The sequence below is a fragment of the Citrobacter sp. Cc139 genome (assembly GCF_030334645.1).
GTDB classification, from domain to species: Bacteria; Pseudomonadota; Gammaproteobacteria; order Enterobacterales; family Enterobacteriaceae; genus Citrobacter; species Citrobacter werkmanii.
Genome location: NZ_JAOWDM010000082.1, coordinates 38,868 through 53,807 on the forward strand (window position 1 = coordinate 38,868; position 14,940 = coordinate 53,807).

The 14,940-nt window shown below is 51.4% G+C and carries 13 protein-coding genes and 1 other RNA gene; 9 read left to right on the forward strand and 5 right to left on the reverse strand.

Translation table 11 applies throughout. The annotated features are described in order from the left end of the window. Positions 1-27: 27 nt before the first annotated feature. From OGV69_RS12370 to ydiK, 3 genes are all read right to left on the reverse strand, one after another. Positions 28-384 (reverse strand): YdiL family protein, encoded by a 357-nt coding sequence (locus tag OGV69_RS12370; protein WP_038640241.1) that lies wholly within the window; start codon positions 382-384, stop codon positions 28-30. Positions 385-542: 158 nt separating this feature from the next. Further along, positions 543-650: antisense sRNA RprA (gene rprA / locus OGV69_RS12375), an RNA gene on the reverse strand. A gap of 184 nt (positions 651-834) precedes the next feature. After that, positions 835-1,935: an AI-2E family transporter YdiK gene (ydiK, locus tag OGV69_RS12380; protein WP_069324246.1), complete on the reverse strand. Its 1,101-nt coding sequence runs from the start codon at positions 1,933-1,935 to the stop codon at positions 835-837. A gap of 213 nt (positions 1,936-2,148) precedes the next feature. Here ydiK and ydiJ point away from each other — a divergent pair, with 213 nt between their 5' ends. From ydiJ to OGV69_RS12395, 3 genes are all read left to right on the forward strand, one after another. After that, entirely contained in the window at positions 2,149-5,205 is a 3,057-nt protein-coding gene (gene ydiJ / locus OGV69_RS12385; protein ID WP_069324245.1) for a D-2-hydroxyglutarate dehydrogenase YdiJ, read from the forward strand. Further along, entirely contained in the window at positions 5,202-5,612 is a 411-nt protein-coding gene (menI, locus tag OGV69_RS12390) for a 1,4-dihydroxy-2-naphthoyl-CoA hydrolase (protein ID WP_069324244.1), read from the forward strand. The genes ydiJ and menI overlap by 4 nt, the downstream gene beginning before the upstream one ends. A 77-nt stretch (positions 5,613-5,689) precedes the next feature. Beyond that, positions 5,690-5,878, forward strand: a complete 189-nt coding sequence (locus OGV69_RS12395; protein WP_029139522.1) for a YdiH family protein — start codon at positions 5,690-5,692, stop codon at positions 5,876-5,878. A gap of 67 nt (positions 5,879-5,945) precedes the next feature. Here the strand turns inward: OGV69_RS12395 and OGV69_RS12400 are convergent, their stop codons facing one another. Beyond that, positions 5,946-6,797: a Vmh family MBL fold metallo-hydrolase gene (locus OGV69_RS12400; protein ID WP_069324243.1), complete on the reverse strand. Its 852-nt coding sequence runs from the start codon at positions 6,795-6,797 to the stop codon at positions 5,946-5,948. A 122-nt stretch (positions 6,798-6,919) separates the two neighbouring features. On the opposite strand from OGV69_RS12400, the gene OGV69_RS12405 reads away from it, so the two are divergent. After that, positions 6,920-7,807 carry a LysR family transcriptional regulator gene (locus tag OGV69_RS12405; protein WP_069324242.1) on the forward strand — a complete coding sequence of 296 codons (888 nt, stop codon included), beginning with the start codon at positions 6,920-6,922 and terminating at the stop codon, positions 7,805-7,807. A gap of 541 nt (positions 7,808-8,348) precedes the next feature. On the opposite strand, the gene OGV69_RS12410 is transcribed toward OGV69_RS12405, so the two are convergent. After that, on the reverse strand, positions 8,349-8,795 hold the full coding sequence (locus tag OGV69_RS12410) for a DUF3828 domain-containing protein (protein ID WP_069324241.1): 447 nt from the start codon (positions 8,793-8,795) through the stop codon (positions 8,349-8,351). A 1,047-nt stretch (positions 8,796-9,842) separates the two neighbouring features. On the opposite strand from OGV69_RS12410, the gene sufA reads away from it, so the two are divergent. The 5 genes from sufA to sufS are packed head-to-tail and all read left to right on the forward strand — an operon-like array spanning position 9,843 to position 14,933. Next, positions 9,843-10,211 carry a Fe-S cluster assembly scaffold SufA gene (gene sufA, locus OGV69_RS12420; RefSeq protein ID WP_038640259.1) on the forward strand — a complete coding sequence of 123 codons (369 nt, stop codon included), beginning with the start codon at positions 9,843-9,845 and terminating at the stop codon, positions 10,209-10,211. Positions 10,212-10,219: 8 nt separating this feature from the next. Then, positions 10,220-11,707 (forward strand): Fe-S cluster assembly protein SufB, encoded by a 1,488-nt coding sequence (gene sufB, locus OGV69_RS12425; RefSeq protein ID WP_038640262.1) that lies wholly within the window; start codon positions 10,220-10,222, stop codon positions 11,705-11,707. 16 nt (positions 11,708-11,723) lie between these two features. Further along, positions 11,724-12,470 carry a Fe-S cluster assembly ATPase SufC gene (gene sufC / locus OGV69_RS12430; protein ID WP_069324239.1) on the forward strand — a complete coding sequence of 249 codons (747 nt, stop codon included), beginning with the start codon at positions 11,724-11,726 and terminating at the stop codon, positions 12,468-12,470. Further along, on the forward strand, positions 12,445-13,716 hold the full coding sequence (gene sufD / locus OGV69_RS12435) for a Fe-S cluster assembly protein SufD (protein WP_069324238.1): 1,272 nt from the start codon (positions 12,445-12,447) through the stop codon (positions 13,714-13,716). Before sufC ends, sufD begins: the two co-directional genes overlap by 26 nt. Continuing rightward, positions 13,713-14,933 (forward strand): cysteine desulfurase SufS, encoded by a 1,221-nt coding sequence (gene sufS / locus OGV69_RS12440; RefSeq protein WP_069324237.1) that lies wholly within the window; start codon positions 13,713-13,715, stop codon positions 14,931-14,933. Before sufD ends, sufS begins: the two co-directional genes overlap by 4 nt. The last annotated feature ends 7 nt before the right edge of the window (positions 14,934-14,940 follow it).

A 14,940-nucleotide genomic window follows, 5' to 3' on the forward strand; every position in this document is an offset into this window, starting at 1 on the left:
GCTAAATTGGTATGGCGTTGTAAATGCTTAACACAAACGCTCAAGGTCGTGAGCGTAGAGCTCAACGGCAGCCGATTGATAGATTTTCCAGTCGAGGAAATCGTTGTGGTGATAAACCGTCTGAAATGAGTTCAGATCGGGGAAAAAACGCATAGTGTTATTACCAATGCGGTTATTAATTTTGTCGATAACTGCATTTATTCTTACTTTCCGTCTGGCTTTCATTTCTTTACAAATGTGCGCGATGTACTCCGGGATTTCCCTTTCGCCATTTTCCCATTGTTGCCATGCGGCAACATTATTATCACGCGAGATATACATCGCGCTTTCTTCCACCGTCATAGCAAAAATATGGCGGATAGCCTGCAGTTCCAATGCGTTCATTATTTGATCACCTCATAAAAGACGGTGGAATAGTAATAGCATTGCTGTGGATATTTCGGCTTGAAGAGAGTCACAGTATCTTGTGCAATATTATTTGTTGTATAGCGGGGAAGAAGTACTGAGTTTTGCAGCCAGTCGAGCGCAGAGGTGAGTGAAGGACAAAAAAAAGCCCATCGTGGGAGATGGGCAAAGACTACACACAGCAATTCGTTGTTTCACTCAGGGGAATTCCATGCTTATAAATCAATGTGTTGATCTACAGCCTTGAGCTAATAGTAGGCATACTGATTTTTCGCGTCGATCAGATTCATCTCAATAGTTTAAAAACTGTAAAGAATTTGCGACATAAATGAGTGCTGCGAGGAGAGTACCGTTCGGTTTAACTCAGTACCGGGACGGGATAGATTAACATTGCTAAACAATCAGGCGGCAATGCCGCCTGACGTTGGATTACTTATTGCTTTCTATTTCTGCGAGGAGTTCGTCAGGATCGCTCCCCGGCGCAGGCGCTTCATTCACCCAGGCAGAGAACAGACGCCAGGACACGGCCAGGACTACCGGGCCGATAAACAGACCAATCATGCCGAATGCAATTAATCCACCGATGACGCCAGAAAGGATAAGGATCAGCGGCAAATCGGCGCCCATACGAATCAACATTGGGCGAATGACGTTATCCAGCGTTCCGACCACACCGCTCCACACCAGCAGCACGGTGCCCCAGGTTGAATCCCCGGTCCAGTACAACCAGATAATGGCCGGGACCAGCACCGGCAGCGGCCCCAGTTGTACCAGGCAGGAGAGGATCATTAATACTGCCAGCAGCGTCGCATACGGCACGCCGGTTACCGCCAGACCAATGCCGCCGAGGACCGCCTGCACCAGAGCCGTAACCACAACACCTAACGCAACAGCGCGAATGGCCTGCGCCGCCAGCAGAATGGCGGCATCACCGCGTTTGGATGCCAGTCGACACGCGAAATGACGGATCCCTAACGCCACCTGCTCACCACGCCAGTACAGCAGGGCGCTGAATAGCAGCATCAGGCCACAATGCATCATAAAGCGACCAATATGCGCAGCCTGACCGACAAACCAGGTCGTTGTGGCGCCGACATAAGGCCGAACTTTGGCCATAATGGCTGCGCCGCCCATATCCAGCAGGCTGTGCCATGCGCCATACATTTTGGCGCCCACCAACGGAATGCTGTTCAACCACGCCAGATCCGGCAGCGTCATATCGCCAGCAGTGACGGCATGGATCAACGGTCCGCTGCCATCAACAATGCTATTAACCAGCAGCGCAATAGGAATGATAAACAACATTACCAACAGCAGGGTCATTACCAGCACCGCCAGTGAACGGCGTCCCCACAGCAGTTTTTGCAAGCGTAACAGGATAGGCCAGGTTGCGATGACCACCGTACCCGCCCATGCAAAACCGAGGATAAAGGGCTGCACAATCCAGAGACAGGCCACAATCATGATGGCTAAAAACAGCACCGTTAGCAGCACTTGCGCAATATCCCTGGGCTGACGAAAATTTACCATAAATACTTTTCACCTTTGTCTTTGCGTCAGAACGTTGACGCGACGTGAACACTTAAATCACACCCTGTAATGATGAGCAATTTCAGCGGTTTTGAACAGGCGGATTCTGCCTGTAAATCTGCTGAGCGTATTAGAAAAAAATGTGATACAACAAACAAAGAAACACGCAAACGATTAAATTCACAACACAGACCGCAGGAAAGGGTCACTATAATGATTCCACAAATTTCTCAGGCGCCAGGTGTCGTTCAACTGGTGCTCAATTTTTTGCAGGCGCTGGAGCAGCAAGGATTCACGGGCGATACGGCAACGAGCTACGCCGATCGGCTGACAATGTCGACGGATAACAGTATCTATCAGCTGCTTCCTGATGCTGTGGTTTTCCCGCGTTCAACGGCAGATGTGGCGCTGATCGCCCGTCTGGCGGCTGAACCTCTTTTTTCGTCGTTGATTTTTACCCCGCGCGGCGGCGGTACCGGGACGAACGGTCAGGCGCTGAATCAGGGCATTATTGTTGATATGTCCCGTTATATGAGTCGCATTATTGAAATCAACCCGCAGGAAGGTTGGGTGCGGGTCGAAGCCGGGGTAATCAAAGATCAGCTCAACCAGTTTCTGAAGCCTTACGGCTATTTCTTTGCCCCGGAATTATCCACCAGTAACCGGGCAACGTTGGGCGGGATGATCAATACCGACGCATCCGGACAAGGTTCGTTGGTTTACGGTAAAACCTCCGATCACGTGCTGGGTATCCGCGCGGTGCTGATGGGCGGCGATATTCTTGATACCCAGCCAATGCCGATCGAACTCGCCCAAACGCTGGGCAACAGCAATACCATTATTGGCCGCATCTATAAGACGGTGTATGAGCGGTGTCGTGATAACCGGCAGCTTATTCTTGATAAATTCCCCAAACTCAATCGCTTCCTTACCGGTTACGATCTCCGACACGTCTTCAACGACGAGATGACCGAATTTGATTTAACCCGCATTCTTACCGGCTCAGAAGGTACGCTGGCGTTTATTACCGAAGCGCGCCTGGATATCACACCGTTGCCCAAAGTCAGGCAGTTGGTCAACGTCAAGTATGACTCGTTTGATTCAGCATTGCGTAACGCCCCGGTTATGGTGGAAGCGCGCGCACTGTCTGTAGAAACCGTTGACTCCAAAGTGCTTAATCTGGCGCGGGAAGATATCGTCTGGCATTCGGTAAGTGAGTTGATAACCGACGTACCGGATAAAGAAATGCTGGGCCTGAATATCGTCGAATTTGCGGGTGACGATGAAGCATTGATTGATACTCAGGTCAGGGCGCTGTGCGAACGCCTGGACGGCTTAATTGCCCGTCAGGAAGCCGGTGTCATTGGTTGGCAACTGTGTACTGAACTCGCGGGCGTGGAGCGCATTTACGCCATGCGTAAAAAAGCCGTCGGTTTGCTGGGAAATGCGAAAGGTTCCGCGAAGCCTATTCCGTTCGCTGAAGATACCTGCGTTCCACCGGAGCATCTGGCTGACTACATTGCCGAGTTCCGTGCGCTGCTCGACAGCCACGGTCTGAGTTATGGCATGTTTGGCCACGTGGATGCCGGCGTGCTGCACGTCAGACCGGCGCTGGACATGTGTGACCCGCAGCAAGAAGTGCTGATGAAACGCATTTCTGACGATGTGGTCGCGCTGACGGCAAAATATGGTGGTTTGCTGTGGGGCGAACACGGGAAAGGTTTTCGTGCAGAATACAGTCCGGCGTTTTTCGGTGACGAACTGTATCGCGAATTGCGCAAAGTGAAGTCGGTATTTGATCCGCAAAACCGGCTGAACCCGGGGAAAATCTGTCCACCGGAAGACGTTGACGCGCCAATGATGAAAGTGGATGCCGTTAAGCGCGGGACTTATGACCGACAGATCCCATTGGCGGTGCGGCAAGAGTGGCGCGGAGCAATGGAGTGTAACGGCAACGGGTTATGCTTTAACTTTGATGCGAAAAGCCCCATGTGCCCGTCGATGAAAATCAGCCTCAACCGTATCCACTCGCCGAAAGGCCGTGCCACGCTGGTACGTGAATGGCTGCGTCTGTTGGCGGATCGCGGAATTGACCCGATACAGCTGGAAAAAGAGCTGCCGGAAAAACGCGCCAGTTTACGCACGCTGATTGCCCGCACCCGCAACAGCTGGCATGCGCGTAAGGGCGAATACGATTTCTCGCATGAAGTCAAAGAGGCGATGTCCGGTTGTCTGGCGTGTAAAGCCTGTTCCACGCAATGTCCGATTAAAATTGATGTACCGGAGTTCCGCTCGCGCTTCCTGCAACTGTACCACACGCGTTATCTGCGACCGTTGCGCGATCATATGGTGGCGACCGTTGAGAGTTATGCGCCGCTTATGGCGCGTGCGCCCAAAACGTTTAATTTCTTCATCAATCAGCCGCTGGTGCGTAATCTGGCTAAAAAGCACATCGGTATGGTGGATTTACCGTTGTTGTCTGCGCCGTCGCTGCAACGTCAGTTGGTTGGTCATCGTTCTGCGAACATGACACTGGAGCAGCTCGAATTACTCAGCCCGGAACAAAAAGCCCGTATGGTGCTGGTGGTACAGGATCCGTTCACCAGCTATTACGATGCGCAGGTGGTGGCTGATTTTATCCGTCTGGTAGAAAAACTGGGCTTACAGCCGGTACTGCTGCCGTTCTCGCCAAACGGCAAAGCGCAGCACATTAAAGGCTTTTTAAACCGTTTTGCCAAAACAGCGAAAAAGACATCTGAGTTTCTCAACCGGGTGGCGAAGCTGAATATTCCAATGGTGGGCGTTGATCCGGCGCTGGTGCTCTGTTATCGCGATGAATACAAGCTGGCGCTTGGAGAACAGCGGGGGGATTTCCATGTATTGCTGGTCAACGAATGGTTATCTACCGTTGTGGCGTCACAGCAGCCAGCTGCTATTGCCGGTGAGCCGTGGTATTTCTTTGGTCATTGTACCGAAGTGACGGCCCTGCCAGGCGCGCCTGCGCAGTGGGCAGCTATTTTTGCCCGTTTTGGCGCCAGGCTGGAGAACGTCAGCGTGGGGTGCTGCGGCATGGCTGGCACTTATGGGCACGAAGTGAAAAATCACCAGAACTCACTGGGGATCTATGAGCTATCATGGCACCAGGCAATGCAACGACTGCCGCGAAATCGTTGTCTGGCTACCGGATATTCCTGTCGTAGCCAGGTTAAACGCGTTGAAGGCACGGGCGTTCGCCATCCATTACAGGCACTGCTGGAGATTATAGGATGATCTGGAAACGTGAAGTCACTCTTGAGGCGCTCAATGCCATGGGTGAAGGAAATATGGTGGGGTTGCTCGACATTCGCTTTGAACATATTGGCGACGATACCCTGGAGGCCACAATGCCGGTGGACCATCGCACCAAACAACCTTTTGGTTTACTACATGGCGGTGCATCGGTGGTGTTGGCGGAAAGCATGGGTTCAGTGGCCGGTTACCTGTGCACTCAGGGAGAGCAAAAAGTGGTGGGCCTTGAGGTTAATGCCAACCATGTTCGCTCTGCGCGGGAAGGGCGTGTCAGAGGCGTGTGTAGCGCCATTCATACCGGCTCTCGCCATCAGGTATGGCAAATCGAAATCTTCGATGAGCAAGGGCGATTGTGTTGCACATCGCGTCTGACGACCGCTATTTTGTGATGCATATTGCTTTTGGTCATTATCTGCGCAGTGAATGGTGTTATACTGTGCAGGTTTTGAACACAAGCGAGGATGATATGTCTACCCAATTAGACCCGGCCCAACTGGCAATAGAGTTTTTACGTCGTGATAAAACCGATCTTTCACCGGCTCAGTACCTGAAAAGACTGAAACAGCTTGAGCTGGAGTTTGCGGATTTATTGACGCTCTCTTCAACTGAACTGAAAGAAGAGATCTATTTTGCCTGGCGCATGGGCGTTCATTGATTCCGGTATGCTTATTGTAATGTAACCCCGACATGCGTTCGGGGTTATTTTTGGCGTTAAATCTTGTTTACCACTTCATCTCACCGGTATTGACCTTCGCGCTTAGCTCCAGAGAGCTGGCGTCCGCCAGACCTGGCCATGCCGCCGTCATGGTTTTAATCACGTAAGCTGAACCTTTATTCGCGCTTAACGCCTGCTCAAATGACTGCAAATAGTCCCGGGTGAAGCGAATCGCTTTATCGCCTGTCGGGCGTTCGCCAATGTAATGCCCCGGAACCACCTGAGCGGGCTGTAAGTTCTGCATCTCGCTTAACACATTGCGCCACGCGGAACGCTGTTCAGCAGACTGCGTATCCGCCGTCCAGACATGAATACCCGAAGCCACGCCAGTACCGCCAATGATTGCGCGGTTCGCCGGGATCCAGACATACGCCGCATAATCGTCGGGATGGCGAAGTTCCAGCGTTTCGCCATCAACCGTGAAACGCGTTTGTGTGGTGGCTTGCGGCACGGTGAGTGATGTTGGCGCGCCGTCCTTCATTTGCGGGCCCCAGAACTGCAGTTTGGCCTCTTTCGTGGCGCGGATATGCTCAACCACATGCGGTGTTGCCAGCACTTTTACCTGTGGGAAGGCGTTGACGAGGGGCTGCAGACCGAAATAGAAATCCGGATCGCCGGAGGTGATTACGATGGCTTTCAGCGTCTTACCGCTGGCGCGAATCATCTGTACCAGTTGTTCACCATCTTTGGTGCTGAACTGCGCATCAAACAAAATCGCCTCTTTCGGTCCTGAAACCAGCGTCGAGGAGACCGGGAAAATAGCCTTATCCTGCGGGTTGTAGACGTCCAGCTGGAGCGGGGCGGCAAAGAGTGAAGAGGAGAACAGGGGTAACAGCAGAGCCAGAGTTTTAACATTCATACCAGGTAACCTTGTGCAGGAAATTGTCTTTTGATAGTTCGCGTATTTTAAGGATATTTGCATCTGTTAGAATTCCTGTATCAGGGTATGCTGAGTTTCTTAAAACGATCGGATGGGATGCAATGGACAGAGTAATGGCGGCAACGGTATTCAACCATATCTGTGATTTGGGCAGCTTAAGCGCCGCCGCGCGAGCGCTGGGGCTTTCCAGACCGATGGTTAGTCGTTACCTCGACGAAATGGAAAAATGGGCGGGGGTAAGGCTTATCCATCGGTCGTCGCGTCGCCTGACGATCACGCCAGCCGGAGAAGAGGCATTAGTGAAAACGCGTTCTCTGGCGCAACTTTCGCTGGATATTGCTGCCGCCAGTGCCGCGCAAATACCTTCCGGTACGCTACGTGTCGCTTGCGCGCACTATACCGCGATGCACATTCTTGCTCCGGTGCTGCCCACTTTTCTGGCGCGGTATCCGCAACTGCGCATTGAGGTTGAGATTAATAATCAACCGGTAAGTCTGGTAGGGGAACGCATCGATGTGGCGATCCGCATTACGGATACCCCCGAGCCTGGGACCATCGCCCGTCGGTTGGGGGACTGTGAATCCGTGCTGTGTGCGTCTGTCGATTATCTGCATCAACATGGCACTCCTGAAGTTCTCGACGATCTTACGCAGCATAACTGCCTCTATTACAGCGGCTTTGCCGGAAAATCCTGGCACTTTCTCGATGTACAAGGGCAGACGGTTTCTGTTGCGATCAAAGGGAATTTGAGCGCCGGGATCTCTTCGCTGCTCTGTGAGTCGGCGCTGGCGGGTATGGGCATTGCGCTGGTACCGGAGCCGGAAGCGCGAGAAGGGTTGGCGCAGGGAAAGTTAGTTCGGTTACTGCCAGAGCTACAGCCTAAACGCCTGCCAATATACGGGTTGTATCTTTCTCGTGAGCATCAGCCTGCGGGGTTACGCTTGTTGTTAGACGCAATTAGTGAAACAACGCGCGAATTATGTCATTGACTGCGCTCAAAAAACAATCAAACCGCAATTTGTGTTAAACAAAACTTATCTGGGAGTGAGATTATTCTTATGCCCCTTCAAGAGCTAAGCCATTACGAGTGCCGGAGATAAGCGCCGGATGGGGCCGGAACCCTTAAGCCTGCCAGCAAGCAGACTTAAGGGTTTTTTGTTATCAATGGGTCACGTACAAAACAGAAAAAATGGGACGGAGGCCCACCGTCAGGCATACACCTGAACACCGCCGTATGCGCGAATGCTGGGGGTAACCAGCATTCGTGGAGTGTTTAAGAGAGATTGATAGTATTAGCATCAGAGCTAAAATTCGTCCACGTTAGCAAAATCTGCCCTTGGGAATGGCGTCCAGGAATCAGTAATGCGCACAACCGCGCCATGTGTTTTTTATATGCGTCAAATATTGCCACATTCGCATTATGGTGAGAGGGATGGCGTAGAAGTTCGCGCAGACCTTTTTCTTTCCGGCGATATGGCAGGAGTATTCGCGAACGTGCCATGACACAGAACTCCTGTCATATCTCCGACCTCAGTGCCGTTCCAGGTTGCGTATGAATTGGAGGCTGGTGACAGATTGCACTTTCCAGAATCCGCTCTCTTTGACCATGCAATCAATGACAATATGTTTTTGTTCTTTTCCAAACGCTACGTAAACATTCACGCAAACCGGATCCGTATCACCCGCAATGGCGCTTACATTGCCTGGCCAATCTTCGCCTATGTCTTGAGCCTTTAAAAAAAAATCAGCATCATAAAAAACCTCATCATCATAATTTGGATCTTGTGTTCGCCTTAGTTTCTGCATCGTTGATGCAGTAACGTATTTATCAATATCCTTACCGTCGGTAATCGGAAAATTATTATTGTTAATTTGATTCACGTACCAGTTGTTAAATACAATAGCCTGATTAACAGGGTCGTTGGTTTTTGCCATTGCAGATGATGCCATGAGCAGAAAAAGCAGTAATTTTTTCATATTACTTGTGCCTGTATATGGTAACAGCGGGCTGGATTTCTCTGTACTGCGGCCCAGGGTATAAACTACGCTGTACGAAATCGGAGTACCAGGTCCCGGACCCATCGTAAATACAGGCGTGCCCATACTGGTTTGGGCCTGGTAAAGCATCAATAACCGCTATATCACCCTCTATTGGGGGGCCGTATGATTTGCTGAATCCTGCTTTTTCCAGTGATCTTGAAAAATTGTTGGCGTTAGCACTCTCGATCTTGACGCTACCAGCACGAATTGCTGCAGCTACTGCCCGAGCGCAATAACCTTGGCTTTTTTGATGCGCATGACTTCGCGCATACGAGACCGCATCGTGTTTGTTCCATGACATACATTTCCCTTAATAACATAATGAATCATAAGATAACATTACTCCGACACTTAATTCGAAATTGTATTTTATGGTGAAATTTAATTAACCAATATATATGTTGTTAATATTAATTATTAAATTGATAATTAAAGCGTATGACAATATTCAGGATTCAACATAATTAATGGATCTCATCGTAATTTGTGCAATAACGGTCAAGTGTGTACCTGTTCGACTGGCTTGTAAATGATGGTGTATAAATCTGGTAAGCGACTCGCATAATATCTTTTTTAAGAATCAATGGCGGAGAGTTTGGCGAAAATTTTGGGGACGCAGAAGGCGATATTTGGGCGCGTTAAATAATCCGCATTTGTCTATCACGATAAAAACTAAGGTTACTGACTATATCATAATCGCAGGATTTCATTAAATTTTCAAAACCAATCCCTTAAATAGGTATTACCTATACATCTTTTGGCGTTTGACCTGCCTGAACGATTGGATTTTCATAATCCATTATTAATCAATGCATTGAAGAAAATAATCCATCTCTGATAACCCGCGCTGCAGGGTCTATGCTTATTAAAAGTAGCCAAAAATGGCGATTAACCCGAATGCCCCTGCTGTTAAGGGGTTGAAGTGATAATCATTATCACTAACATGGTGTTATAGCTTGAAAGCTAATGACTCGAGGTAACCCTATGGAATTGCATTCAGGAACATTTAACCCGGACGATTTCGCATGGCGTGGTTTGACGTTAACGCCGGCAGCTGCGGCGCACATCCGCGAACTGGTGGCAAAACAACCCGGTATGTTGGGCGTGCGTTTAGGTGTGAAACAAACCGGATGCGCGGGATTCGGCTACGTGCTGGACACCGTCCGTGAGCCGGAAAAAGACGATCTGCTGTATGAATCGGATGGCGCCAGACTTTATGTGCCGTTACAGGCGATGCCGTTTATCGACGGGACGGAAGTCGATTTCGTACGCGAAGGATTAAATCAGTTATTTAAATTTCATAACCCGAAAGCCCAGAACGAATGCGGCTGTGGCGAAAGTTTTGGGGTATAGGCGGTACTATGTCTCGTAATACTGAAGCAACTGATGATGTCAACACCTGGGCTGGCGGGCACCTCAATTATAAAGAGGGCTTCTTCACCCAACTGCAAACCGATGAGCTGGCAAAAGGGATCAATGAAGACGTTGTGCGCGCGATTTCGGCAAAACGTAATGAACCCGACTGGATGCTGGAGTTTCGCCTGAATGCCTTTAACGCATGGCTCACCATGGAAGAGCCGCACTGGCTCAAAGCGCACTACGACAAGCTGAATTATCAGGATTACAGCTATTACTCTGCGCCGTCCTGCGGCAATTGTGATGAAACCTGTGCTTCTGAACCGGGGGCTGTTCAGCAAACAGGGGCGAATGCCTTTTTAAGCAAAGAGGTAGAAGACGCCTTTGCACAGCTAGGGGTGCCGGTTCGTGAAGGAAAAGAGGTGGCGGTTGATGCTATTTTCGACTCGGTGTCGGTGGCGACAACCTATCGCGACAAGCTGGCAGAGCAGGGCATTATTTTCTGTTCGTTCGGTGAGGCGATTCATGACCATCCCGAGCTGGTGAAACAGTATCTGGGAACCGTCGTTCCGGGTAATGATAATTTCTTCGCCGCGCTGAATGCCGCAGTGGCATCTGATGGCACCTTTATTTATGTGCCGAAAGGCGTGCGTTGTCCCATGGAACTCTCGACCTACTTCCGGATTAATGCCGAAAAGACCGGGCAGTTTGAACGCACTATTCTGATTGCGGATGAGGGCAGCTACGTCAGTTATATCGAAGGTTGTTCAGCTCCGGTACGCGACAGCTACCAGCTACATGCGGCGGTGGTGGAAGTTATCATCCATAAAGATGCTGAAGTGAAATACTCGACGGTGCAAAACTGGTTCCCCGGTGATGGTAATACCGGCGGCATTTTGAACTTCGTCACCAAGCGCGCGCTGTGCGAAGGCGAAAACAGCAAAATGTCGTGGACGCAGTCGGAAACCGGCTCGGCTATTACCTGGAAATACCCAAGCTGCATTCTGCGTGGCGATAACTCTATCGGTGAATTCTACTCCGTCGCGCTGACCAGTGGTCACCAGCAGGCCGATACCGGTACCAAGATGATTCACATTGGCAAGAACACCAAGTCGACCATCATCTCGAAAGGGATCTCCGCCGGTCAGAGTCAGAACAGCTATCGCGGCCTGGTAAAAATCATGCCGACCGCCACCAACGCGCGTAACTATACCCAATGCGACTCCATGTTGATCGGGGCGGACTGCGGGGCGCATACCTTCCCGTATGTCGAGTGTCGAAACAACAGCGCCCAGCTTGAGCACGAAGCCACGACGTCACGCATCGGTGAAGACCAGCTGTTTTACTGTCTGCAACGCGGCATCAGCGAAGAGGATGCCATTTCGATGATCGTCAACGGTTTCTGTAAAGACGTGTTCTCTGAACTGCCGCTGGAATTTGCGGTGGAAGCGCAAAAACTTCTCGCCATAAGTCTTGAACACAGCGTCGGTTAAAATTTAAGGAAAGCACATGTTAAGCATTAAAGATTTACAGGTCAGTGTCGAAGATAAGGCGATTCTGCGTGGGCTCAGCCTTGAGATTCGTCCCGGAGAAGTCCATGCCATTATGGGGCCGAACGGTTCCGGGAAAAGTACGCTGTCCGCCACGCTCGCCGGACGTGAAGACTACGAAGTCACTGGCGGGACGGTTGAATTTAACGGTAAGGATTTACTGGAACTGTCGCCGGAAGACCGGGCCGGTGAAGGGATCTTTATGGCATTTCAGTATCCGGTAGAAATTCCCGGCGTCAGTAATCAGTTTTTCCTGCAAACGGCGCTGAATGCGGTGCGCAATTATCGTGGGGAGGAGTCTCTGGACAGGTTCGACTTCCAGGATCTGATGGAAGAAAAAATCGCGCTGCTGAAGATGCCGGAAGACTTACTGACGCGTTCGGTAAACGTCGGTTTCTCTGGCGGTGAGAAAAAGCGGAATGACATTCTGCAAATGGCGGTGCTGGAGCCTCAGTTGTGCATTCTCGATGAGTCAGACTCCGGGCTGGATATCGATGCGCTGAAAATCGTCGCCGATGGCGTGAACTCGCTGCGCGACGGGAAACGCTCATTCATTATCGTCACTCACTATCAGCGCATCCTGGACTATATCAAACCCGATTATGTTCACGTTCTCTACCAGGGGCGAATTGTGAAGTCCGGCGATTTCACGCTGGTCAAACAACTGGAGGAGCAAGGATATGGCTGGCTTAGCGAACAGCAGTAACGTGCTGCAACAGTGGCACCATCTGTTTGAGACCCAAGGGGAGACCCGTTCGCACTATGCGCAACAGCATCTGCAACAGATGCTGCGTCTGGGGCTGCCAACGCGTAAGCATGAGGACTGGAAATACACGCCGCTGGAGGGATTAACCAACAGCCGGTTCGTCAGCAATATCTCCGCGCTAACGCCAGCCCAGTTTGAGGCGCTGGCACCAGCGATTGATGCGGTACGATTGGTGTTTGTCGACGGGAAATTTTGTCCAACGCTCAGCGACAGCGTGGAAGGTAGCGGATTTGATATTACCGTTAATGATGAGCGTCAGATGCTGCCTGCGGCTATCCAGCCGGAAGTATTTCTGCACCTGACCGAAAGCCTGTCCCGCAGCGTAACGCACATTTTGGTCAAGCGTAACCACCGGCCAGCGAAACCGTTGCTGCTGCTGCACATTACCCAGGGAGCGACGGGCGATGCGGTGAATACGGCGCACTATCGTCACCATCTGGATCTGGCGGAAGGCGCAGAAGCCACCGTTATTGAGCATTATGTCAGTCTCAGCGAGCTTCGCCATTTTACCGGGGCGCGCTTAACGATGAACGTCGCGGCCAATGCACATTTGCACCACATTAAACTGGCGTTTGAGAATTCGCTCAGCCACCACTTTGCCCATAATGATATTCAGTTGAGTGCAGATGCCTCGGCAGTCAGCCAAAGTTTCTTGCTGGGTGATGCCGTGTTACGCCATAACACCAGTACCCAGCTCAACGGCGAAAATACCACGCTGCGCCTTAACAGCCTGGCGATGCCGGTGAAAAACGAAGTTTGTGACACTCGGACCTGGCTTGCGCACAACAAGGGCTATTGCAACAGCCGCCAGTTGCATAAAACGATTGTCAGCGATAAGGGGCGGGCGGTGTTCAATGGCCTGATCAACGTCGCTCAACACGCCATTAAAACCGACGGTCAGATGACCAATAACAATTTACTGCTCGGAAAACTGGCGGAAGTGGACACCAAGCCTCAGCTCGAAATTTATGCCGACGACGTGAAATGCAGTCACGGGGCGACGGTAGGGCGGATTGACGACGAGCAGATGTTCTATCTGCGTTCGCGCGGGATCGGTCAGCAGGATGCTCAACAGATGATTCTCTATGCGTTTGCCGCTGAGCTGACGGAAGCCCTGCGCGATGAAACGCTTAAACAACTGGTACTGGCGCGGATCGCTCACCGCCTGCCGGGAGGCGTAGCATGACATTTCCTATTGAAAAAGTGCAGGCTGATTTTCCGGTCCTGACGCGTGAAGTGAACGGTTTACCGCTGGCGTATCTGGACAGCGCCGCCAGCGCGCAAAAGCCTAATCAGGTGATCGATGCCGAAGCCGAGTTTTACCGTCACGGCTATGCGGCGGTTCACCGTGGTATCCATACGCTGAGCGCGCAGGCCACGGAAAAAATGGAGAATGTGCGCAAGCTCGCCTCGCTGTTTATTAACGCTCGCTCCGCTGAAGAGCTGGTGTTCGTTCGCGGTACCACGGAAGGCATTAACCTGGTGGCGAACAGTTGGGGCACCAGCAATGTCAAGACTGGCGATAACATCATCATCAGCGAAATGGAGCACCATGCCAACATTGTTCCCTGGCAAATGCTGTGCGCCCGCGTGGGCGCAGAACTGCGGGTCATTCCGATCAATGCCGACGGCACATTGCAACTGGAAGCGTTGCCAGCGCTGTTCGATGAGCGTACGCAACTGCTGGCAATTACCCATGTTTCAAACGTACTGGGCACCGAAAACCCGCTAAGTGAGATGATTGCGCTAGCGCATCAATACGGCGCAAAAGTACTGGTGGATGGCGCACAGGCGGTTATGCATCATCAAGTGGATGTGCAGGCGTTAGATTGCGATTTTTATGTTTTCTCCGGACACAAGCTCTACGGGCCAACCGGTATTGGCGTGCTGTATGCCAGAGAGGCGCTGCTGCAGGAAATGCCGCCATGGGAAGGCGGCGGTTCGATGATTGCGACCGTGAGCCTGAGCCAGGGGACGACGTGGGCCAAAGCGCCGTGGCGTTTTGAAGCCGGTACGCCTAACACAGGAGGAATTATCGGGCTTGGCGCGGCTATTGAGTATGTTTCAGCGCTGGGGCTGACTGAAATTAGCGAATATGAACAATTCCTGATGCGCTATGCGTTGGAACAGCTGGCGGACGTGCCGGATTTGACGCTTTACGGACCGGATAACCGCCAGGGGGTGATTGCCTTTAACCTCGGCAAACATCACGCCTATGACGTCGGGAGTTTTCTCGATAACTATGGGATCGCCGTGCGGACGGGGCATCACTGCGCAATGCCGCTGATGGCCTACTATCACGTTCCCGCCATGTGTCGGGCGTCGATTGCCATGTACAACACCCATGAAGAAGTGGATCGCCTGGTGACAGGTCTCAAGCGTATTCATCACTTACTGGGATAACAGGGAG

Bases quoted from the DNA above. Each gene is read 5' to 3' on its own strand.
- sufB (WP_038640262.1), top strand. From the start codon at position 10,220: ATGTCTCGTAATACTGAAGCAACTGATGATGTCAACACCTGGGCTGGC.
- ydiK (WP_069324246.1), bottom strand. From the start codon at position 1,935: ATGGTAAATTTTCGTCAGCCCAGGGATATTGCGCAAGTGCTGCTAACG.
- OGV69_RS12405 (WP_069324242.1), top strand. From the start codon at position 6,920: ATGGACAGAGTAATGGCGGCAACGGTATTCAACCATATCTGTGATTTG.
- menI (WP_069324244.1), top strand. From the start codon at position 5,202: ATGATCTGGAAACGTGAAGTCACTCTTGAGGCGCTCAATGCCATGGGT.
- OGV69_RS12410 (WP_069324241.1), bottom strand. From the start codon at position 8,795: ATGAAAAAATTACTGCTTTTTCTGCTCATGGCATCATCTGCAATGGCA.
- OGV69_RS12395 (WP_029139522.1), top strand. From the start codon at position 5,690: ATGTCTACCCAATTAGACCCGGCCCAACTGGCAATAGAGTTTTTACGT.
- OGV69_RS12400 (WP_069324243.1), bottom strand. From the start codon at position 6,797: ATGAATGTTAAAACTCTGGCTCTGCTGTTACCCCTGTTCTCCTCTTCA.
- sufC (WP_069324239.1), top strand. From the start codon at position 11,724: ATGTTAAGCATTAAAGATTTACAGGTCAGTGTCGAAGATAAGGCGATT.
- sufD (WP_069324238.1), top strand. From the start codon at position 12,445: ATGGCTGGCTTAGCGAACAGCAGTAACGTGCTGCAACAGTGGCACCAT.
- ydiJ (WP_069324245.1), top strand. From the start codon at position 2,149: ATGATTCCACAAATTTCTCAGGCGCCAGGTGTCGTTCAACTGGTGCTC.
- sufS (WP_069324237.1), top strand. From the start codon at position 13,713: ATGACATTTCCTATTGAAAAAGTGCAGGCTGATTTTCCGGTCCTGACG.
- sufA (WP_038640259.1), top strand. From the start codon at position 9,843: ATGGAATTGCATTCAGGAACATTTAACCCGGACGATTTCGCATGGCGT.
- OGV69_RS12370 (WP_038640241.1), bottom strand. From the start codon at position 384: ATGAACGCATTGGAACTGCAGGCTATCCGCCATATTTTTGCTATGACG.